Here is a 19,923-nt window from a genome sequence, read left to right on the forward strand (position 1 = left end):
CGGTGAGATCGTATTGGCGGGCCACCTCAGCTGCTGTGGTCTTGCCCTTGAAGATGTCCATGACCACGGAGGCCTTGCGCTTCGCGGTCCATCGCTTGATGGGGTTGTCGTCAGTCATTCTGTCCTCCTGATGGCTGCACTATAGCCTGTGCAGCTCGGGAGGGGGTCACTTCACCCGAGCGGTAATCAGCCGCTGGATCCGTTACTACAACGAAGAGCGGCCACATCAGTCTCTAGGCTATGTGGCACCCCGAGCACACCCGGCATTAGCGGCGTAGGGTGTGCAGAAACCAGGGGGTCATTACACATCGGGCGAGCCGTTTCGACGTATTTCTGGACTCATCGCCAACGGAGTGCACAGGAGAACAGCCGCCATCTTCCAGCTGCTTAAGCATTGTTCGACGCGCGGTCTTCCATAAAAAGTTCGGAGTAGGCCATAAATACAACACCTTACCGATTAGGGCAGGTGTTTCACTCAGAATTTGCGGCTAAGGGGTCATTTCACAAATGTATAGTGAAAATTCCACGCGTTGCGAACCACTCTTAAAAAGATTATTAGCCGTTGTCATATGGGAACACTATATTTTCTGCATCACTCGATAATGGTTTTGAAAAAAGAAAGTCCACATGGGGAATTTCAACCTCCTTCTTACCCATGCAGCATACTTCAAAACTTTTATCACTTTTGCAAGGGCATTTATCTTTCTTAGAAACTTTGCTAAATCTTGCAATAGGGAATTTCATTTTTGTCCACCGTACATCCCAATCTTCAAATGCATTATCTAAGCAACTAGATAAACGTTCCAAAAGCATGAAGTCTAAGCTTGAGTCATCGTGCATAACTGAAGATTTTTGAACAGGCTTTGTTACGATCGAAACTTCAAGTACCTCCATATCGTGTGCTTCATGTACACACAACTGCCCACTATATACCTTGCCTTTCTTATGTTCACACCGAGATCTAGGCCTTACTTTATGACCACAGATACTGCAAGAATAATAGCCAACTTTAAACCCTGGACTAAAAAATAAACAATATGGATAGAGAGATTGCCATTTAGACACCTTGCTCTTAATAAAATCCAACCTTGAAGCGACGATATGATCTTTGTATGAATTTTCTCGAATATAGCTCTCTTTTATTTCACACTGCTCTAGCTCATACCACGCTTGCCTATAGTTTTTAAGCTTTATGTTATTGAACGCTCTAATAAATAGTATATTCAGATCCAGAGATTCTAGGTGTAGCCAACAGTTATTAGCCTTATCTTCATCACCGTTAGCAATAGCAGATTTTTTCTCCGCCTCAAGATACTCTATAACTTTTTTTAATTCTCTATTTTCAGTGTCGCCTATGGTTATTAGTTCAATCTTCATCACTCAAACTCTTCACTGCATCTATAGCTTTCTTTAAATTTTCTACCTTACCATTAAACTCTATAGCGGTGGTTTTTCCTTCTTTGTTTTCTACAAGAAATTTTAATGCAATTTTGTCATCATCTTTAGCTTTTAATTTTTCGTGGATATATGAAGAAATCACACCGCAAAATACTGGAACTACAATACTTTGGATTATGAATGTACCAAGCCAAAAATCTGCCCCGTGTAATCCTAGTTCTCTATATTCTTCATCAGAAGCATATACATCTGTGTTGATTCCATTTTCATTTAAGAAGTCCAATGTATCTAATGTGCCCGCGTAAAACACATCATCATGACCATGTGAAGGGAGAATTACAACACTTTTCTCCTTCAAGCCATAGGATATCTCAGGAGCTGCTTCCTTAACTAATTGATCAAATGTCAAACTAGATTCTTCTACACGAAATATCTCTTTTTTATCCAATGTACTCATATAAACCTCCTTTTTACTATGCTCAATCATCCGTAGACGGCTAACGCGCGCGCCGACTTGGAGCCGCGAAGCGGCGGAAAATCGGTCGCAGTGGAGCCGACTGTCAGCGTTAAAAACGGTCAAGCGAAAGCTCTGCACTGTCAAGAGCCGAAAGAGTTTTTCCAAAAGAGGGATTATATTTTCGAGCGCACTCCAGAGAAACCATCGGAACTTTGAACTTCTTTGTGTGCGTTTTTCCAAAGGTATCTGAGAGCTTTACCTTAACCATGACTTGCCCATTCTTCGCTTTAGGAAAGCACCCGCCCCAACTATCAGGCTGTTCAAAATAAATCACCCCATTTGTCGATTGCCCTATATCAAGATACGTTTCCGTTTTATTTAGACCCAATCCTGGACATTGAAATAGAAACGGATATATCTTTATGGAATCGCCAATTTTTGATTGAAAATTTTCCAAAGCTACAGCCTGGCCATTTAACCAAAACCATCCTACAGAATTCTTTAACCATAGCAGACTGAGCGGCTTAATATTCCAATGATAGCCGACTGACACGGACTCAATACTAGATGGAGAGGAGCCCACATTTGATACACTGAGATAAAGAGCTATACAGGTACGGTGGATCTCAAATTGCCCTTTCGACCTACCTGTTAGAAATGTGCATGCACAGGTCGGCCCGTCGATAACCCTTACGCTGAACTTTGGTTTTCGCCTCAGCGCTGTAAATATTCCGCTAACCCAACCCAAAAAGATAGTAGCTAAGAATATAGTTAGCGTCAGCACACCCTGATTGTTGTTCAGCCAGCCCGCAAAATCTGAATATGTGATCATAAGAATCTAACGCCTCAAACAGCGGCGCCCGTTTTATCGGCGTCCGCCTGCTTTGATTTGTTAGGGCGGGATTTAGCAATGTATTTCTTATACTTGAATGCATAGCTTGTACCACAGCCATAGAGGAATGCCCCGAACCCGAAAACAGCAGAAAGCCCAAGCCAAAACTCAGGAGCAGGATTATCTTTGGTAGGATTTAGATTGGAATAAAGCGCTACCGCTAAAATAGAACCAGTTACACTGCTGCCAAAAAAGTATATTGTTCTTGAAATTGAGGCCAAAATATCATCCGATAGTTCTTCGAGCCAACGTGACGTGGGTGAAACTTTAACAATCATTAAAACTATGCCAAATGTGATGATTGTGGCAAGAATTACATGCCCGACCTCAGAAAGAGAATTGTCGTGAATTTTTGAATCCAAAAATCTTACAAGCTTCTCTTCATTTGTGAGCGACCCAGAAACTAAAAAAGCTACCCAAAAGAAGACCATGATTTGCGACAAGTAAACTAAAGCTTCACTTAAGACAAACTGGATAGTTGTCTTTTTTTGTAGAAATACAACATCATCTACTTCTGTATCAATATGTATCTTCATTTTTTCCTAATGATCTTATTTTGCTAAGAAAGTAATCATAACATTTTTAATCGTATGCGTGCTGAAATTGTCGCTGCGCGAACCGGCCCACACACCTCATATCTTCTTCATATTTTTAAAAGTTCCACTCTATTCCCTTGCGTGCCAGTACGGGCATGCTCGAATTCCTGAGAAGGTATGCACGACATTCCATTCCGTTGATCTCATAAATTCTGGATCAACCGTATTTTTTGTTGACTCTGTGCAGACAAGTCTTGCCTTCTTCTGTTGCTTTCCAGGCACGGTGGCTGGACGCTTCTCAATATACTGTACGAATGAATAGTTATCGTATTCGGGAGGTTGCACATGAGCAAGAGCCCATTTCTGGAGGCAATCCGCCGAGATCTACGCTTGCGTGGCTACAGTATTCGAACAGAGAAAACCTATCTGCACTGGATCAAGCGGTTCATCCTGTATCACCAGCGTCGACACCCTACTGAGATGGGTGCAGCCGAGGTGCGCGCCTTCCTGACATCGCTCGCCAATAATCATGGTGTCTCGGTCAACACGCAGAAGATTGCGTTGAATGCTCTCGCATTTTTGTACCACAAGTTTCTTGGTGTCGAGCTGGGCCCCCTCGATTTTAAGCATGCTCGCCAACATCGCAGGCTTTCCACGGTACTGACGCGTGCCGAGGTCGCGGCGATCCTGTCATGTTTGTCGGGACGAAACTGGCTGGTCTTCTCTTTCCTTTATGGCAGTGGGCTACATATCGCGGAATGTCTACGGCTTCGTGTCAAGGACATCGATTTCGATACAAAAGCCTTGACCGTCGTCAGCGGCAAGGATCGCAGGACCTTGCTGAGCACGTCCCTGACGTCTGCACTGACCCAGCAGATGCAGATGGCCTTGTCCCTGCAACGCGAGGATGTCGCAAGGGCGTAGGCCCATCGCTCAGCCCATTGGGTCTGCTATAGCGTCGAAACGGGCCCTGAGTGGATATGCTGGTTGCCGATTACCCTTCAGCCAGGCTACCGCAGGAGAATGTCATACAGACACGCCCCTCCTGGCGACGGACGTCACCTTCTTTCTCGACATCAACATGACGTCGACTCGCGTGAACGAGGTGTCCTGAATGCCCTGCCTTTCCGGCTAAGTTTAGTTGTTGCTTTTCAGCTTATACCGACGGGATCGCGGATTCGAGCCCTGTCTTCACCTCTGTCGGCAGCGGTTGCCCTTTTCAAGCTAGGGGCACAAGGCGCCATTGCACCGAAATACGTCATCTTCACAAACGACGACACCCCGGCGGGCGTTGCCCGTCGGGGTGTCGTGGTGTTGGCGTTGTGCCTGGTAGCGTGTTACGCCACCAGCCTGCCCTGGCGGTCTATCGGTAGGATCTTTCCTATCGTATTGCCTTGGCTTTCATCTGCGGGTTGTCGCTTCACGCCGCGTAGCGAGACACGGCCAGCCCGTTGGGGTCGATGGCGGGTGCACGACCGTCGATCAGGTCAGACAACAGCTGAGCGCTGCCGCAACTCATGGTCCAGCCCAGGGTGCCGTGGCCGGTATTGAGCCACAGGTTGTCGTACTTGGTGGCACCGATGATCGGTGTGGAGTCCGGGGTCATGGGACGCAGTCCCGTCCAGAATTCGGCCTTGGCCAGATCACCACCTTCCGGGAACACGTCGCGCACCACCATGGAGATCGTCGCACGACGCTTTTCCGCCAGGCTGAGGTCGTAGGAGGCAAGCTCCGCGGTACCGCCAACGCGAATACGGTTGTCGAAGCGCGAAATGGCTACCTTGAAGGTCTCATCCATCACCGTGGACTGGGGCGCACCCCCATCATCGACCACTGGCAAGGTCAGGCTGTAGCCCTTGACCGGATAGATGGGCAGGCGGATGTCCAGGTCCCGCGCCAGGAACGGCGAGTAGCTACCCAACGCCATGACGTAGGCATCTGCGGTCAACTCTCCGGCACTGGTGTGCACTGCCTCGACCTTGCCAGACACGCGAGTCAGCCGCTCAATGGTGGTGTTGAACAGGAACTCGACGCCGAGCTTCTCCCGGCAGTAGTCCGCCAGACGATTGGTGAACAGGTGACAATCACCGGTCTGGTCATCGGGCAGGTGAAGACCACCCACGAACTTGCCGGGCACCCGCGCCAGCGCCGGCTCGACGTCAGCGATGCGACTGGCATCCAGCAACTCATGACGCACACCGCACTGCTCGAGTACCTTCATGTCCTTGCCGACGGCCTCGACCTGCTTTTCACTGCGGAACAGCTGCAACAGCCCCTTCTGGCGGTCTTCATAACGAAGGCCAGTCTCATCACGCAGGGCATTGATGCAGGCACGGCTGTGTTCGGCGACGCGTACCATGCGTTCCTTGTTGATGGCGTAGCGCTCGGGGTTGCAGTTGCTGAGCATCTGCATCATGAAGCGACCCATGGTCGGGTCCATCTTGGGCTGGATCTTGAGCGGAGCGTGCTCCTGAAACATCCACTTCACGGCCTTCTGTGGAATGCCCGGCGCTGCCCAGGGAGAAGAGAAGCCGAAGGACACCTGGCCCGCATTGCCATAGCTGGTCTCCATGGCAACGGAAGGCTGGCGGTCCACGACCCGGACCTCATGACCCTGACGTGCCAGATAGTAGGCCGTTGTTACACCCACCACACCTGCGCCCAGAACCAATACCTTCATGTCGCCGCTCCTCTATTCTCATTGTTGGTGCCACGCCCGTCAGGGGCGCTGTCATGCCAGCCGTTGATGCAATGAGCCGCAGCTACGGGCTGCGGCTCGACATGACGCGAGTATAGAGGGGCAAAACCAGTGTTTTATTCTTTTTTCACCCTAATGTGCGAGACAGTAAAACGTTTTTTACCTAGCTAGCAGGAGCATCAATCGATTAACGACATAAAAAAAGCAATATCCACTACCCCTTCAAACAGCAGTGCCGCAGCGCTTGGGTCGCGACAGGGTGCGGCGCAACAGCAGGTAAGCGGCAAGGCCCGCCAGCAAGTTACCCAGCGCGGCTCCCATGCCGAGACCGCTGACCCCGCCTATCAGGGTCACCCCGAGCCACAGACAGGGTAGATAACACACAAACAGCCTGGCCGCGGACAGCAGCATCGCCCGCATCGGCCAGCCAAGCGCATTACCGGCGGACACTACCAGCATGCAGACTCCCAAGGCGGCGTAGCTGGGTGGCATGAAATGCATCAAGGTCGCCAGTGATTGGCTGACATCCTCCGTCCCGGCCAGCATGCCGGCCAACCATGGCGCGGCCAACGCCAGGACGATACCAAGGGCCAGTTGCCACCCCACGACTACCTTCAATGCCAGCCGCATCAGGCGGTGAACTTGAGACCAGTCCCCCGCCCCATAGCAGCGTCCGAGCCAAGGTGGCAGCGACATGGTCAGCGCCAGCACCACCATCAACGACACGGTTTCCAGGCGGCTGGCCAGGCCCCAGGCCGCCACTGCCGCATCACCCAGCCCCGACACGGTCGAGATGGCGAGCATGGCCGCAAGCGGCGGCATAAGCTGGCTGATCATGGCGGGACAGGCAACACTGGCAAAGGCCTTGCCAGAGCTTCGCCACTCCTCGCCGAGGCCTTTTAACGCGAGCCACTCGCGCCCCTTCAGCTGCCAGGCCAAGACGCCAAGACCGCTGCCGAAGGCCAGTACCGTTGCCCAGGCAGCGCCGGGCAGCCCCAGCCCCTGCCAGTCACCGATACCAAAGATCAGCACCGGGTCGAGGGCGAGGTTCACCAGGCTGGTCAGAACCATCATGCTGCCAGGCAGGCTGGTATTGCCGTGGGCACGAAACAGGCTATAGCCAAAGTACACCAAGGCGCCTAGCCAGGCCGCGATCAGCTGTGGCGCCCAGTAGGCACGAATCAGCGCTCGCGCATCGCTGTCAGCCCCCAGGGCACTGAAGATCGGGGTCTGCAGGACCCACAGCAGCAGCGCCAACGCCCCGATGGCGAGCGTACCCATCATCAGCGACAGGCTTCCCAGGCGCTGTGCTCTCACCGCCTCGCCCGCCCCCAGCGCGCGCGATATCAGGGCGGCAATGGCGATCCCCATGCCAACCTGGACACCAATCACCAGAAACGACAGGGGAAAGGTATAGGACTGCGCCGCCAGGGGAGCTGTCCCCAGGCGCGCCACAAATGCAGAGTCGACGAGTTGAAAGCCGAGCAGCGATAGCACCCCGATCGCCATCGGCCAGGTCTTGCGCCACAGGGTTGGCCCTAAGGCGCTGGAGTCGGAACTTAGGTGCACGGTATCTCCGATTGGTAGGTCTGGCCGCGTATGGTATAGCAACGCCGCAGCGCGCTCACCCTATCCCGCAACCACAGACCCCGGGCCTTGGCCCGGGGTCGTCGTACAGCCTGCGTGACGCCGCGTGTTACTGGCGAATGCCTTCGAACGTCACGTAAAGCTCAAGGCTGCGCATCGCTTCGGGGAACTTGCTCATGTCGATGTCGTAGTCGCCCAGCGCGAGCTCGGTCGAGCCCTCGAAACCTGCGCGGTAGCCACCCCAGGGATCTTCACCCTCGCCCAGCAAGGTCACCGGCATTTCGATGGTATTGGTCACGCCATGCAGGGTCAGGTCGCCGGTCAACACGCCTTCTCCCTCGCCGGTGGACTCAAACCCGGTTGAGGTGAAAGTAGCCGTCGGATACTCGTCGGCGTTAAGGAAGTCGCCGCTCAGGATATGCTTGTCACGTTCAGCGTGATTGGTCGTCAGGCTGGTCACGTCGACCTCGAGCTGCGCCGAGGCGCTGGCAGTGTCTTCACTATCGTAGCTGAAGGTGCCGTCAAACGACTCGAAGCTGCCGAGAATGTAGGAGTAGCCGAGGTGGCTGATCTTGAACTGGATAAAGGCGTGCTGCCCCTCCGAATCAATGGCGTAATCAGCGGCCTGAGCTTGCGCCAGGGGCAATAGAGAGCCAGCGGCCAGTGCGGCAATAGCGGTCTTCTTGAGCATGTCTTTCTCCTTGTGATGACGTCAGTCGTGCTTGAGTGACGTAACGCGTTCAACGACCTTTCGATTCGGCCGCATGTCGTCCTTGCTGAGACAGCCGAGGATCGAGCATACGCCGCAATGTGTCCTGACGGTCGACATAGTGGTGCTTGAAGGCCGCCAGTGCATGGCCCGCCGACAGAATGATCAGCACCACAGCGCTGTACCAGTGCACCACCCCAGCCCGTGACGCCTGCTCAGGCAAGTCACTGATCACCGCGGGAAGCGTGAACATGCCGAGCACCTCGATGCCCTTGCCATCCGCGGTAGAGATCAAGTACCCGCTGATCAGCACCGCCAACATCAGTACATAAAGCGCCAGATGCCCCCAGGAGGCCGCCCGACGTTCCAGCCGCGACCCGTGGGCGGCAGGCGTCGGCTGTGCCAGGCGCCAGGCTATCCTGCCCAGAATCACCAGCATGACCAGAACGCCGATGCCGCGGTGCCACCAAGGTGCTAGGTGATACCACTCACTGTAGTAGTCGAGTCCCGTCATCCACCAGCCCAGGGCGAACAGCCCGAAGATGGCTACCGCACTGCTCCAGTGCAACACAATGGCGAGAAGCCCCCAGCCCCTTGGTGAATTGCGCCACATGACGGCGTCCTCTGATTCATCGATGAAATCGAGCTTAACTCATGTTGAGGCGCCAATCCGTGGAAAAATTCCGAATGATTGGTTCAATAAAACTGAGTCTGTCGTGGGGCTGAGCCCTCACGCTGCGTCGGCGTTATCGCTTGCGCAAAGATCGGACAGCTACACAGAAACGCTGCGAGCACCATCGGCTCTCCCCATGGCTGTCAGACCAGGCCCCAGCTCCGACGTTGGAGCCAGAGATGGTAAGGACGGAGTGCCAGTAGGCGCGATGGGGTTCGTCTGGATAGAACGACGCTAGATAGAGTACGGCTGAACAAGGACGGCTGAACAAGGACGGCAGAGCCGTGAACACCGCTCAACGAATAGCATTGGAAAACACGGACGGTGACGCAGACAGGAAGGAAGCATCAGCGGTCCACGAGACGGAAGTGGATCTGCTCTTACGGGGGCCAGGCGACCCCCGCAAGAGCGAAAACGATCAGCGCAGCGCGTCCAGGCCGCGAGCCAGATCAGCCTTGATATCGTCAAGATGTTCGAGCCCGACCGCAATGCGAATCAGATTCTCGGAAATCCCGGCGATGGCTTTCTGCTCATCGGACAGCCGCCCATGCGTGGTGGTGGCCGGGTGAGTGATGGTGGTCTTGGCATCGCCAAGGTTGCCGGTGATCGATAGCATGCGGGTCGCATCGATCACTGACCAAGCCTGCTCGCGGCCCCCTTTCACCTCGACCCCAAGCACCGCGCCAAAGCCCTGCTGCTGCTCACGCGCGACCTCATGCTGGGGATGGCTTTCCAATCCACTGTAGTGCACGCGCTCCACTGCAGGGTGGGCTTCGAGCCACTGTGCCAGTGCCAGAGCAGAAGCTGCGTGGGCCTGCATGCGAAGACTCAAGGTCTCAAGGCCCTTGGTAAAGATCCAGGCGTTGAAGGGGCTAAGGCAAGGCCCACAGGTCCTGACCACGCCAAAGACTTCCTCGAGCTCCTTGTCACGGCCCACCACAGCCCCACCAATCGCTCGCCCCTGACCGTCCAGATACTTGGTGGCAGAATGCACCACCAAGTCCGCACCTAGTGCGAGTGGACGCTGCAGCGCAGGGGTCAGGAAGCAGTTATCGATGGCCAGCAATGCATCGTGACGATGGGCCAGGTCTGCCAGTGCACGAATGTCCGCCACCTCGGAGAGAGGGTTTGACGGAGTCTCGGCAAACAGCAGGCGAGTCGCCGGCGTAATGGCCGCTTCCCAGGCAGACAGATCCGACAGCTCGACGTAGCGGGTCTTGATGCCGAACTTGCCCAGATACTTGTCGAACAGGCTGACCGTCGACCCGAACAAGGAGCGTGAGGCCACGATCTCATCGCCTGAGGACAGCAATGCCAGCGCCGTGGAAAGAATGGCTGCCATGCCAGAACTGGTCGCGACACAGCGCTCGCCGCCTTCCATCGCGGCCAGGCGGCGCTCGAAGGTGCGCACCGTAGGGTTGGTGAAGCGCGAGTAGATATTCCCCGGCTCCTCACCACCAAACTTGCGCGCCGCTTCGGCTGCACTGCCGTAGACAAAGCTCGAGGTGGTGAAAATCGGCTCACCATGCTCCTGCTCGTGGGTGCGATCGTGCCCTGAGCGAATCGCCAGGGTGTCGATGTTCCACGTATCCTGCGTCGAATCCTGCATCTTGCTCTCCCTGACTGACGGCCGACGACCCCGACACCGGGCCTGGTCAGGAATCGACCCGGCCCGCTGCGCTGGCTATCAGTCTATATCGTCCTGATTGTGCATGCCGACCAGTGCGTGATCTCCGGCACTTTGTTCCTGCTTGGCACCGTCATTACGCGACGCTTCCAACTCGGCCAGGTACGCCTCGTCGATGTCTCCGGTAATGTACTTGCCATCAAACACCGAGCAGTCGAACTCGTCCAGAGCAGGATTGACTTCACGGCAGGCTGCCTTGAGGTCCTCGAGATCCTGGTAGACGATGCGATCGGCACCGATCAGCTCGCCCACTTCGGCCTCGCTGCGCCCGTGGGCAATCAGCTCGTTGGCCGCCGGCATATCGATGCCGTACACGTTGGGATAACGCACGGGCGGTGCGGCAGAGGCAAAGTAGACCTTGTTGGCCCCGGCGTCGCGGGCCATCTGAATGATCTGCTTGCAGGTGGTCCCGCGGACGATGGAGTCATCGACCAGCAGTACGTTCTTGCCCTTGAACTCGACATCGATGGCATTGAGCTTCTGGCGCACGGACTTCTTGCGCTGGGTCTGCCCCGGCATGATGAAGGTACGACCGATATAGCGGTTCTTCATGAACCCTTCCCGGTACGTCACGCCCAGGTGCTGTGCCATCTCCAGCGCCGAGGTGCGGGAGGTGTCGGGAATCGGAATGACCACGTCGATATCGTGCTCTGGCCATTCGCTCTTGATGCGATCGGCCAGCTTACGGCCCATCTGCAGACGCGTGCCATAGACGTAGGCACCGTCCAGCAGAGAGTCGGGGCGAGCCAGATACACATGCTCGAAGATACAAGGCGCCAGCACCGGACGGTCCGCACACAGCTGGGTGTGATAGTTGCCGTCCATGTCCACGAAGATGGCCTCGCCCGGCGCCAGGTCACGCTCAAGCTCAAAGCCACCCACGTCCAACGCAACCGACTCGGACGCAATCATGACTTCCTGGCCGTCACCCTGGTCACGGGTACCAAACACCACGGGACGAATACCCTGAGGATCACGGAACGCCACCAGGCCAACGCCGTTGATGACCGCCACCGCGGCATAACCACCGCGGCAACGCCGATGCACGCGACGCACCGCGTCAAAGATATCGCCAGGCTCCAGGTGCGGCCCCTGCTTGCCCAGCTCATGGGCGAACACGTTGAGCAGAACCTCGGAATCGGAGCTGGTGTTGATATGGCGCAGGTCCGACGAGAACAGCTCTTTCTTGAGCTGCTCGGAGTTGGTCAGATTACCGTTGTGAGCCAGCGCCAGACCGTAAGGAGAGTTGACGTAGAACGGCTGGGACTCGGCCTCGCTGGAAGAACCAGCGGTGGGGTAACGGACATGGCCAATACCCAGATTGCCCTTGAGCCGCGCCATGTGGCGAGTGTGAAACACATCACGAACCAGACCATTGCTCTTGCGCAGCAGGAAACGGCCTTCGTTCCAGGTCATCATGCCCGCCGCGTCCTGACCGCGATGCTGTAGCACCGTCAGAGCGTCGTAGATTGCCTGGTTAACCGCCTGCTTGGCCATCAGGCCGACGATACCGCACATTCAACTTACCTCATTTGCCGTGAAACGCCGGCCGCAAGGCCAGCGCAAGAGTCGTCTGTCACTGCCGAAGTCAGAGCGCCGTAGCGTTTGCTCTGCTCGCATCGTCGATGGCAGGTCCTTCTGCCTCACCGCCCGAAGACGGCGAAGATGGTACCGGGGATTGTCCTTGAGAGTGCCCTTGAGACGGCGTCTGCATGTCTGGCTGCGGAAGCTCGCGCAGAGACTCGGGGAAGTCCGGCAAGCGCCCGTCAAAGTCACTCAGCTGCCCCAGCCCCCAGTCACGCAATTGCTCGAAATGGGGGCGCACGCTGGCGTCTTGCCAGGCCTTCAATTGATCCAGCGGAGTAAATCCGATCAGCAGCGTCACCAGGGTCAGCACGGCTGTCGCCTTCACCCCGCCAAACACTGCGCCGGTGAGTCGGTTAAGAAACCCCGCCCCGACCCACTCCACCGCTGCCTGCACCATGCGGATCAGAATACCCCCGACCAGGATGGTAACGATGATGATCAACACGAAGGCGACGATCAGGCGGCCGTCCGGGCTCTCTATCCAATTGCCCAAGAGATCGGCAACGGGCTCGGAAAACATCCGCGCCGCCAACAGGGCCACGATCCAGCTCGCCAGGCCAAGCGCTTCCCTGACCAAGCCACGCACGAAGCCCGCGCCCACTGCCAAGGCCAGTGCCGCCACAAATACCCAGTCCACCCAGGTCGCAAGCATCAGCTATCCACCTTGACCAGCAAGCCCTGAAGGTTCTCACGAGACTTGAGCTCGCCCATGACCCCCTCGGCATCTTCCGAGGCCGCAAAAGGCCCCACGTAGACGGTTGTCAGCGAGTTGCTGCGGGCACGCGAGTAGGCAGGATAACCTTGATCGCGCAGCTTGTTCATCAGTCGATCAGCATTGGCGGACTCACCGAAACTGCCCACCTGAACGGCCCATTCACCGCCCTGCACCGCGGACGTGGCGGCGCGCCCCTCTCGCTGATCCGCCTGGCGCGCCAAGGCAGCGATGGGATCTTCGGCAGGTTCCTGACGCGGCGAGTCGGTAGAGGAAGACGAGGTGGAATCAGAGGACGAAGCGCCCTGGCCTGCCCCATTCTGGCGACCGGCGTCGGCGTTGGTGCCGGCAGTCACCTGCTCTGCGGGCCCCGCGTCAACCTGTGACTGGTTGGACGCATTGCCGCTGTTCTGCTGCTCACCCGATGAGGCCGACTCGTTGGCCCCCAGCGTGCTGGGCGGCGTGGGGTCCGCCACGTCACGGCGCTCTACGTCCACTGGAGGGTCAATGGTCAGCACCGGCTCGGGCCGCTGCTGCTCTGACTCTGGCTCATCGAACAACAGGGGAATAAAGATGACACCCAAGGCCACCACGATGATGATTCCGCTAACGCGCTCGCGCATTCCGTATTTCATGTCGCTCCCTCGCAGGCATTGCCGGTTCCGGTCTGTCGGTCGCTCTGACGCTCCCCCTGACATTCCCTCTGACGCTCCCACCTCGCCAGTATGGCAGCAACGGTGAAGAAGGAACCGGTGACCAGAACGTCATCCGCTTCGCCGAAGCGCGATTCAAGCCAGTCCGCCCCTGCGTCAGGAGTGTCAGCCTGGTGCATCACGACGCCCCCCAGCTGTTCAATGCGCGCGGCCAGGTCCTGGCTGGGGCGACCTCGCGCCCCCTCGAGAGTCACCGGGACCCAACCATCGACCACCGGCGCCAGCTCAGCCAGGACGCCATCGGCGTCCTTGTCCTCCAGCATACCGATCAGGCACCACAGGCGCCCGCTTGGCTCGTCACCCTCTAAGGCGTGTCGACGGCTGTGGAGACGAGTGGCCAGGTAGGCGGCGGCATGAGGGTTGTGGCCGACATCCAGACACCAGCGACCCTGCCACTGCATGCGCCCCGGTAGCGATACCTGGGCAAACGCGGTGCGGCAGGCCGATGCCTCCAGACTGCCCCGTGCCAGCCACAGCGCCTGGAGCGCACTAGCGGCATTATCCCGCGGCAAGCCCGGGTCGGGCAGACCTCCCACGCGAACCGTCGCGCCGTCCAACGCAGTGCCCTGCCAGGACCAGCTGGCATCGCTGTCCTGCTGGGTGACTGAACCAGAGGGCGACTGGGGAGCCGACAGATACGAGGCGTGCTGGAACGCCTGGCCAAGGGCGAAGACTGTCGCACCAATGCGGGCAGCATGCCCCGCCACGCTGTCGGGTAGAGCGGTACTACCGAGCACAGCGGGCTTGCCGGAACGCATGATCCCAGCCTTCTCGCGGCCAATCACGGTGATATCGTTGCCGAGAAACGCGGCATGGTCCTGGGCCACGGTGGTGACCACGGCCACATCCGGGTCAACCACATTGACGGCATCCAGCCGCCCTCCCAGACCCACCTCAAGAACGGCCAGCTGAGGCTTGGCTTGGGCGATGGTCCACAGCGCCGCCAGGGTTCCCACTTCAAAATAGGTGAGGCTGACCGGCGTTGGCGACAGCCGGGCCTGCTCGACCCGAGCAAACCCCTCCATCAACACCGCATCGCTGGCCTCACGCCCGTCGAGGCGCAGGCGCTCGTTGTACCGCACCAGATGCGGCGAGGTGTACGCCGCCGTCGTCATCCCGTGGGCCCGCCCCAAGGCTTCCAGCATGGCCACAGTGGACCCCTTGCCGTTGGTGCCGGCCACGGTGATCACCGCCTCGGCGATGGGCTCCGCGGTCAGCCCAAGCCTGCCGGCGACCGCGGCAACACGCTCGAGACCGAGGTCGATGCCCACAGGATGGGCAGCTTCCAGCCGAGCCAGCCAAGCGTCCAGAGTGGTGGGAAGGGCGTGCTCGTCCATGAATCAGCGCGGAGCGTCCTGGGGACGGTCAGCGTGGCTGTCCTCCGACGCAGACCCGACATCCTCATCGTCCACTGCACGCAGGGCCTCTGACTGTGGCGCGTCGGCCATGGCCAGGTTGCGCTCGGCTGCCTCGGCGGCATCCACCAGGTCGGGCGCATCCTCGTCCGGCAAGCCTGCCGCCGGTTGATGGGTCAGCTTGCGCAGTACTCCACCAATACGGGCCCGCATGTCATGGCGATGGATAATCATGTCGACGGTGCCGTGCTCGAGCAGAAACTCGCTGCGCTGGAAGCCTTCAGGCAGCTTTTCGCGCACGGTCTGTTCGATAACGCGGGGCCCGGCAAAGCCGATCAGCGCGTTAGGCTCGGCCACGTTCAGGTCGCCCAGCATGGCCAGGGAGGCAGACACGCCACCGAAGACCGGATCGGTCAGCACCGAAATGTAAGGCACACCCGCCTGCTTCAGGCGCTCCAGAGCGGCAGAGGTCTTGGCCATCTGCATCAACGAGAACAGCGCTTCCTGCATGCGCGCACCGCCGGAGGCAGAAAAACATACCAGCGGCTGGCCCTGTTCCAGGGCAATGGTCGCGGCACGCACGAACTTTTCACCCACCACGGCGCCCATGGACCCGCCCATGAAGGTGAACTCGAAGGCCACCGCCACCACCGGGATGCCATCCAACGAACCGCGCATGGCGATCAGGGCGTCATTTTCGCCGGTATCCTTCTGGGCCGCCGCCAGGCGGTCCTTGTACTTCTTGGAGTCACGAAACTTGAGACGATCTACCGGCTCCAGGTCAGCGGCAATCTCTTCGCGACCTTCCTTGTCGAGGAACCAGTCCAGGCGCTTGCGTGCCGTCAGGCGCAGATGATGGTCACACTTCGGGCACACATTGTGATGCTTTTCGAGTTCGGGCAAGTACAGTACCGACTCGCACTTGGGGCACTTGCGCCACAAGCCATCCGGCACGCTCGCCCGACGATCCTTGCGCTGAATGCGGCCCACCGAGGGCACAATCTTGTCTAGCCAGCTCATGTCAGAAGTCTTCCGTTGCAACGGCCGCCGGCCATGGCCGACGACAGGGTCGAATCTCTACCCTGGATGCCTGTCAGGCGTCCAGGGCATGGCGTATCTCTGTCATCACCGCCTTAATCTCGGCGATGGCGTCATGAGGAGCGTCACAGTGTTCAGCAATGCGCGATACCAGGGCGCTGCCGACGATCACACCATCGGCGACCTTGGCCACCTCTGCTGCAGAGGCCCCATCCCGAATGCCGAAGCCGACGCACAGCGGCAGATCGGTCAGCTGCCGCAGGGGCGCCAGATGCGCTGCTACGTCGTCAGCATTGAGTCGCGCCGAACCAGTCACTCCCTTGAGCGACACATAGTAGAGATACCCATGCGCGTGGGCGCATATTGTAGCGGCACGCTCAGGTGAAGTGGTAGGGGCGACGAGAAAGATTGGCGACAAATCCTCAGCTTCCAGCAGCGGGCCAAGCTCGTCTGCCTCTTCCGGAGGCATGTCGACCACCAACACGCCATCGACACCGGCGGCACGTGCCTCCCGTGCGAAGCGCTCGATCCCGAGGCGCTCGATAGGATTGAGATACCCCATCAATACCACCGGCGTCTCCTGGTCACGCTGGCGGAAGGTAGCGACCATCTCCAGCAGGTCCACCAGGCGGGTACCATGCTTCAACGCCCGCTCACAGGCCTTCTGAATCACCGGACCATCGGCCATGGGGTCGCTGAATGGGACGCCGAGCTCAATGACATCGGCACCCGACTCCACCAGTGCGTGCATATAGTCCACGGTCACGCCAGGCACCGGGTCGCCCCCGGTAATATAGGGCACCAGCGCCTTGCGGCCCTGCTCGGCGAGAGAACGAAACCGCTGTTCGATTCGAGACATGGGATCCCCTTGTGCTTCCTTAAAGGTCGATACCGTCGATCTTGGCGACAGTGAGGATATCCTTGTCACCGCGTCCGGACAGGTTGACCACAATATTCTGGTCGGGTGACATGGTCGGCGCCAACACCTTGGCATGGGCCAGGGCGTGGGCCGACTCAAGCGCTGGCATGATGCCTTCCACATGGGTCAGTTCACGAAAGGCCTCGAGCACCGCGTCGTCATTGGCGGCTACATAGTTGACCCTGCCCACGTCCTTCCACAGTGCGTGCTCGGGACCGACACCGGGGTAATCCAGCCCTGCCGAAATCGAATGCGTGTCGCTGACCTGGCCTCCTTCATCGGACATCAGGTAGGTACGATTACCGTGGAGTACGCCGCGAGGTGCGCCGGATGCCAGGGGCGCCGCATGACGGCCGCTGTCCAGGCCATCGCCACCCGCCTCGACGCCGTACATCTGCACGCCATCATCCTCGACGAAGGGATAAAACAGGCCCATCGCATTGGAGCCACCGCCTACACAGGCCACCAGGGCGTCGGGCAGACGGCCAAATTCGTCCAGCGACTGCTGCCTGGCTTCCCGTCCGACCACGGCGTTGAAGTCGCGCACCAGCTGCGGATAAGGGTGAGGGCCTGCCACGGTGCCGATGATGTAGAAGGTATCGTCGACGTTGGTGACCCAGTCTCTCAACGCTTCGTTCATGGCGTCCTTGAGCGTGCGCGTGCCCGACGTCACCGGGATCACGTTGGCCCCCAGCAGACGCATGCGATAGACGTTGAGCTTTTGCCGCTCCGTATCAGCCTCGCCCATATAGACATCACAGCGCAGCCCAAGCCGCGCCGCCACGGTAGCGGTCGCCACGCCATGCTGGCCTGCCCCGGTCTCCGCAATCACCCTTGGCTTGCCGCTTTTCTTGGCCAGCAGCGCCTGGCCGATGGTGTTATTCACCTTATGGGCGCCGGTATGGTTCAAGTCTTCGCGCTTCAACCAGATCTGTGCGCCACCCAGTTGCTGCGACCAGCGACGGGCGTGATACAGCGGCGACGGCCGCCCCACGTAATGGGCGAGGTCATGATCGAACTCAGCCTGAAAATCAGGGTCGTTCTTGAGGCTCTGATAGGTGCGGTCCAGCTCATCCAGGGCGAAGCTCAAGGTCTCGGATACGAAACGCCCGCCGTAGGCCCCGTAATGGCCCCTGGCATCTGGCCAGCGGGACAGCTCACTGAACTTGCTCATGTCGGACTCCTTCAGAGTTGTCTATTGGGCTCTGCGTCTTTGGCATGTAGCAACGCCCCCGCCCCTTCGGCGACGACTGTTGCCCCCAAGCAAGCGCCCGTCTTGAGCGCCCTTCCTAGACGCTTGTCTGGTTCGCGACCCTGTCGCCCAATGCCACCGCATTGACGAAGGCACGCATCCGCCCAGCATCCTTGATCGCGGCAGCACTTTCGATGCCCCCCGACACATCCACCGCATGGGGCCTCACCTGGCGGATCGCCTGGCTGACGTTGTCGTCGGACAAACCGCCCGCGAGGATAACAGCTTTACCCAGCCCTGGTGGAATTCGGCTCCAGTCGAAAGTATCACCGGTACCACCCGGCACACCTGGGCGGTAAGCATCGAGCAGCAGCCCCCGGGCGCTGTCGTAGCAGCGTGCGGCGGCGTGAACATCCAGCCCGTCACGCATTCTCAGGGCCTTGATATAGGCACGATCATAGCGCTCGCACTCGGCGGCGGACTCATCACCGTGAAATTGCAGCAGGTCCAGCCATGGCAGGGCCCGACTCACCTCTTCCGGGGCGGCATCGACAAACAGCCCCACCCGCGCAATGAACGCCGGCACCCGAGCCGCCAAGCGCGCCAGCTGATCCACGTCGACGGCCCGCTTGCTGCCCGCCCACAGTACGAAACCGATGGCATCAGCACCCAACGCCACGGCGGCGTCGACGTCCTGTTCCCGGGTGAGGCCGCAGAACTTGACCCGAGTACGCTGCATTGGTGCTGTCATGACCTTTCCTCAGACGTCTTGGACGGTGCTCCATCCAGCTCCTCGGCGCGAACGGCTCGGCGTGTCTCGGCAATCGGGCGGCCACGTCGGAACTCGACCATCGGACAGTCCGGCAAGGGACGCTCACCGGTCCACTCGCCCAGAAAGGCCAGTAGGTTGGGCCCCAGAGGCTCCGCCGGTAACTGCCACTGCTCATCATACAGGGTGTCGACAAAGTGCAAGCCGCAGCCGGGGGCGGTGACGTCACTCTTCTGGCGGTCGCGCAACGCCAACAGCCGCTGAATATAGTCGGTGCCCTGCTCGCCACGTCCAACGGTGACCAACGCGCCAACGATGTTACGGACCATGTGATGCAGGAACGCATTGGCCTGCAGGTCGACCACCACCAGCGGGCCATGCCGATGGACTTCTATGAAGTGCAAGTGCCGCCAGGGCGTCTTGGATTGGCAGCCTGCCGCGCGAAAGCTTGAGAAGTCATGCTCGCCCACCAGAGCCTGGGCAGCCACGTGCATGGCGTCCGCATTCAGAGGGTCACGGCACCAGGTGGCATTGGCACGCTCCAGCACCGGCCGACTGGGCTGATTCAAGATCACGTAACGGTAGCGACGGGCCAGGGCCTTGAACCGGGAGTGAAACTCATCCGGCACCTGACGAATCCAGCGGATGGCGATATCGCGAGGAAGGTTGGCGTTACCGCCAAACACCCAGGCCTTTTCCGAACGCTGCACAGGCGGATCAAAGTGGGCGATCTGCCGCGTGGCATGCACGCCAGAATCAGTGCGGCCGCTGCAGTGCAAGGTGATCGGTGCGCCCGCCACCTTGGCCAGCGCCGCCTCTACTGCGCCCTGAACAGAGGGCGCGTGCTTGAGCCGCTGCCAGCCACAGTAATGGGTTCCATCGTACTCAACGCTGAGCGCGAGCCGACCCTCCATGGGAGTACGTTCGTCAAGGTGATGAAAGAAGGACATACGACCTGCAAGCCGAAGAAAGCGGTGGCCACGCAGGAATCTGCGCGAATG

21 protein-coding genes are annotated in these 19,923 nt (G+C 58.5%); 2 read left to right on the forward strand and 19 right to left on the reverse strand.

What is annotated here, in order from left to right; genetic code table 11:
- Positions 1-118, reverse strand: a 118-nt coding sequence (locus JF545_RS20225) for a DUF1153 domain-containing protein (RefSeq protein WP_206940777.1), incomplete at its 3' end; no start/stop codon positions are given.
- A gap of 67 nt (positions 119-185) precedes the next feature.
- On the opposite strand from JF545_RS20225, the gene JF545_RS14335 reads away from it, so the two are divergent.
- Positions 186-278: an integrase core domain-containing protein gene (locus JF545_RS14335; RefSeq protein ID WP_431606267.1), complete on the forward strand. Its 93-nt coding sequence runs from the start codon at positions 186-188 to the stop codon at positions 276-278.
- A 277-nt stretch (positions 279-555) separates the two neighbouring features.
- On the opposite strand, the gene JF545_RS14340 is transcribed toward JF545_RS14335, so the two are convergent.
- The 4 genes from JF545_RS14340 to JF545_RS14355 all read right to left on the reverse strand — a co-directional run bounded on the left by JF545_RS14340 (position 556) and on the right by JF545_RS14355 (position 3,283).
- Positions 556-1,377 carry a hypothetical protein gene (locus JF545_RS14340; protein ID WP_206943194.1) on the reverse strand — a complete coding sequence of 274 codons (822 nt, stop codon included), beginning with the start codon at positions 1,375-1,377 and terminating at the stop codon, positions 556-558.
- The gene (locus tag JF545_RS14345; protein ID WP_206943196.1) at positions 1,367-1,855 is read right to left on the reverse strand and encodes a hypothetical protein; all 489 of its coding nucleotides are present in this window, start codon (positions 1,853-1,855) and stop codon (positions 1,367-1,369) included. Before JF545_RS14345 ends, JF545_RS14340 begins: the two co-directional genes overlap by 11 nt.
- Positions 1,856-1,964: 109 nt before the next feature.
- On the reverse strand, positions 1,965-2,687 hold the full coding sequence (locus tag JF545_RS14350; protein ID WP_206943198.1) for a hypothetical protein: 723 nt from the start codon (positions 2,685-2,687) through the stop codon (positions 1,965-1,967).
- Between the two features lie 14 nt (positions 2,688-2,701).
- Positions 2,702-3,283 carry a hypothetical protein gene (locus tag JF545_RS14355; protein WP_206943200.1) on the reverse strand — a complete coding sequence of 194 codons (582 nt, stop codon included), beginning with the start codon at positions 3,281-3,283 and terminating at the stop codon, positions 2,702-2,704.
- Positions 3,284-3,628: 345 nt separating this feature from the next.
- Here JF545_RS14355 and JF545_RS14360 point away from each other — a divergent pair, with 345 nt between their 5' ends.
- Positions 3,629-4,207: a phage integrase N-terminal SAM-like domain-containing protein gene (locus tag JF545_RS14360; RefSeq protein ID WP_206943202.1), complete on the forward strand. Its 579-nt coding sequence runs from the start codon at positions 3,629-3,631 to the stop codon at positions 4,205-4,207.
- Positions 4,208-4,703: 496 nt separating this feature from the next.
- On the opposite strand, the gene JF545_RS14365 is transcribed toward JF545_RS14360, so the two are convergent.
- The 14 genes from JF545_RS14365 to truA form a co-directional block, all read right to left on the reverse strand.
- The gene (locus tag JF545_RS14365) at positions 4,704-5,963 is read right to left on the reverse strand and encodes a D-amino acid dehydrogenase (protein WP_206943204.1); all 1,260 of its coding nucleotides are present in this window, start codon (positions 5,961-5,963) and stop codon (positions 4,704-4,706) included.
- A 240-nt stretch (positions 5,964-6,203) separates the two neighbouring features.
- A complete protein-coding gene (locus tag JF545_RS14370) occupies positions 6,204-7,490 on the reverse strand; it encodes an MATE family efflux transporter (RefSeq protein ID WP_206943614.1) in 1,287 nt (428 codons plus the stop codon).
- A 187-nt stretch (positions 7,491-7,677) separates the two neighbouring features.
- Positions 7,678-8,259: a YceI family protein gene (locus tag JF545_RS14375; RefSeq protein WP_206943206.1), complete on the reverse strand. Its 582-nt coding sequence runs from the start codon at positions 8,257-8,259 to the stop codon at positions 7,678-7,680.
- 49 nt (positions 8,260-8,308) lie between these two features.
- Positions 8,309-8,890 (reverse strand): cytochrome b, encoded by a 582-nt coding sequence (locus tag JF545_RS14380; protein WP_206943209.1) that lies wholly within the window; start codon positions 8,888-8,890, stop codon positions 8,309-8,311.
- Positions 8,891-9,368: 478 nt separating this feature from the next.
- Complete coding sequence (locus tag JF545_RS14385) at positions 9,369-10,559, reverse strand: O-succinylhomoserine sulfhydrylase (RefSeq protein ID WP_206943211.1); 1,191 nt, start codon at positions 10,557-10,559, stop codon at positions 9,369-9,371.
- A 78-nt stretch (positions 10,560-10,637) separates the two neighbouring features.
- Positions 10,638-12,155, reverse strand: coding sequence for an amidophosphoribosyltransferase (gene purF / locus JF545_RS14390; RefSeq protein WP_206943213.1), 1,518 nt, complete (start codon positions 12,153-12,155; stop codon positions 10,638-10,640).
- Positions 12,156-12,225: 70 nt separating this feature from the next.
- Positions 12,226-12,876, reverse strand: a complete 651-nt coding sequence (locus JF545_RS14395; protein ID WP_206943215.1) for a CvpA family protein — start codon at positions 12,874-12,876, stop codon at positions 12,226-12,228.
- Positions 12,876-13,571, reverse strand: a complete 696-nt coding sequence (locus tag JF545_RS14400; RefSeq protein ID WP_206943217.1) for an SPOR domain-containing protein — start codon at positions 13,569-13,571, stop codon at positions 12,876-12,878. The genes JF545_RS14395 and JF545_RS14400 overlap by 1 nt, the downstream gene beginning before the upstream one ends.
- Positions 13,568-14,986, reverse strand: coding sequence for a bifunctional folylpolyglutamate synthase/dihydrofolate synthase (locus JF545_RS14405; protein WP_206943219.1), 1,419 nt, complete (start codon positions 14,984-14,986; stop codon positions 13,568-13,570). Before JF545_RS14405 ends, JF545_RS14400 begins: the two co-directional genes overlap by 4 nt.
- A gap of 3 nt (positions 14,987-14,989) precedes the next feature.
- The gene (accD, locus tag JF545_RS14410) at positions 14,990-16,024 is read right to left on the reverse strand and encodes an acetyl-CoA carboxylase, carboxyltransferase subunit beta (RefSeq protein ID WP_206943221.1); all 1,035 of its coding nucleotides are present in this window, start codon (positions 16,022-16,024) and stop codon (positions 14,990-14,992) included.
- 73 nt (positions 16,025-16,097) lie between these two features.
- Entirely contained in the window at positions 16,098-16,901 is an 804-nt protein-coding gene (gene trpA / locus JF545_RS14415) for a tryptophan synthase subunit alpha (protein ID WP_206943223.1), read from the reverse strand.
- Between the two features lie 19 nt (positions 16,902-16,920).
- Positions 16,921-18,135: a tryptophan synthase subunit beta gene (trpB, locus tag JF545_RS14420; protein ID WP_206943225.1), complete on the reverse strand. Its 1,215-nt coding sequence runs from the start codon at positions 18,133-18,135 to the stop codon at positions 16,921-16,923.
- Positions 18,136-18,250: 115 nt separating this feature from the next.
- Positions 18,251-18,904, reverse strand: coding sequence for a phosphoribosylanthranilate isomerase (locus tag JF545_RS14425; protein ID WP_206943227.1), 654 nt, complete (start codon positions 18,902-18,904; stop codon positions 18,251-18,253).
- On the reverse strand, positions 18,901-19,872 hold the full coding sequence (gene truA, locus JF545_RS14430) for a tRNA pseudouridine(38-40) synthase TruA (protein WP_206943229.1): 972 nt from the start codon (positions 19,870-19,872) through the stop codon (positions 18,901-18,903). The genes JF545_RS14425 and truA overlap by 4 nt, the downstream gene beginning before the upstream one ends.
- Positions 19,873-19,923: the final 51 nt, after the last annotated feature.

The organism is Halomonas litopenaei (assembly GCF_017303055.1).
GTDB lineage: Bacteria > Pseudomonadota > Gammaproteobacteria > Pseudomonadales > Halomonadaceae > Halomonas > Halomonas litopenaei_A.

Bases quoted from the DNA above. Each gene is read 5' to 3' on its own strand.
- JF545_RS14340 (WP_206943194.1), bottom strand. From the start codon at position 1,377: ATGAAGATTGAACTAATAACCATAGGCGACACTGAAAATAGAGAATTA.
- JF545_RS14345 (WP_206943196.1), bottom strand. From the start codon at position 1,855: ATGAGTACATTGGATAAAAAAGAGATATTTCGTGTAGAAGAATCTAGT.
- JF545_RS14350 (WP_206943198.1), bottom strand. From the start codon at position 2,687: ATGATCACATATTCAGATTTTGCGGGCTGGCTGAACAACAATCAGGGT.
- JF545_RS14355 (WP_206943200.1), bottom strand. From the start codon at position 3,283: ATGAAGATACATATTGATACAGAAGTAGATGATGTTGTATTTCTACAA.
- JF545_RS14360 (WP_206943202.1), top strand. From the start codon at position 3,629: ATGAGCAAGAGCCCATTTCTGGAGGCAATCCGCCGAGATCTACGCTTG.
- JF545_RS14365 (WP_206943204.1), bottom strand. From the start codon at position 5,963: ATGAAGGTATTGGTTCTGGGCGCAGGTGTGGTGGGTGTAACAACGGCC.
- JF545_RS14370 (WP_206943614.1), bottom strand. From the start codon at position 7,490: ATGGCGATCGGGGTGCTATCGCTGCTCGGCTTTCAACTCGTCGACTCT.
- JF545_RS14375 (WP_206943206.1), bottom strand. From the start codon at position 8,259: ATGCTCAAGAAGACCGCTATTGCCGCACTGGCCGCTGGCTCTCTATTG.
- JF545_RS14380 (WP_206943209.1), bottom strand. From the start codon at position 8,890: ATGTGGCGCAATTCACCAAGGGGCTGGGGGCTTCTCGCCATTGTGTTG.
- JF545_RS14385 (WP_206943211.1), bottom strand. From the start codon at position 10,559: ATGCAGGATTCGACGCAGGATACGTGGAACATCGACACCCTGGCGATT.
- purF (WP_206943213.1), bottom strand. From the start codon at position 12,155: ATGTGCGGTATCGTCGGCCTGATGGCCAAGCAGGCGGTTAACCAGGCA.
- JF545_RS14395 (WP_206943215.1), bottom strand. From the start codon at position 12,876: ATGCTTGCGACCTGGGTGGACTGGGTATTTGTGGCGGCACTGGCCTTG.
- JF545_RS14400 (WP_206943217.1), bottom strand. From the start codon at position 13,571: ATGAAATACGGAATGCGCGAGCGCGTTAGCGGAATCATCATCGTGGTG.
- JF545_RS14405 (WP_206943219.1), bottom strand. From the start codon at position 14,986: ATGGACGAGCACGCCCTTCCCACCACTCTGGACGCTTGGCTGGCTCGG.
- accD (WP_206943221.1), bottom strand. From the start codon at position 16,024: ATGAGCTGGCTAGACAAGATTGTGCCCTCGGTGGGCCGCATTCAGCGC.
- trpA (WP_206943223.1), bottom strand. From the start codon at position 16,901: ATGTCTCGAATCGAACAGCGGTTTCGTTCTCTCGCCGAGCAGGGCCGC.
- trpB (WP_206943225.1), bottom strand. From the start codon at position 18,135: ATGAGCAAGTTCAGTGAGCTGTCCCGCTGGCCAGATGCCAGGGGCCAT.
- JF545_RS14425 (WP_206943227.1), bottom strand. From the start codon at position 18,904: ATGACAGCACCAATGCAGCGTACTCGGGTCAAGTTCTGCGGCCTCACC.
- truA (WP_206943229.1), bottom strand. From the start codon at position 19,872: ATGTCCTTCTTTCATCACCTTGACGAACGTACTCCCATGGAGGGTCGG.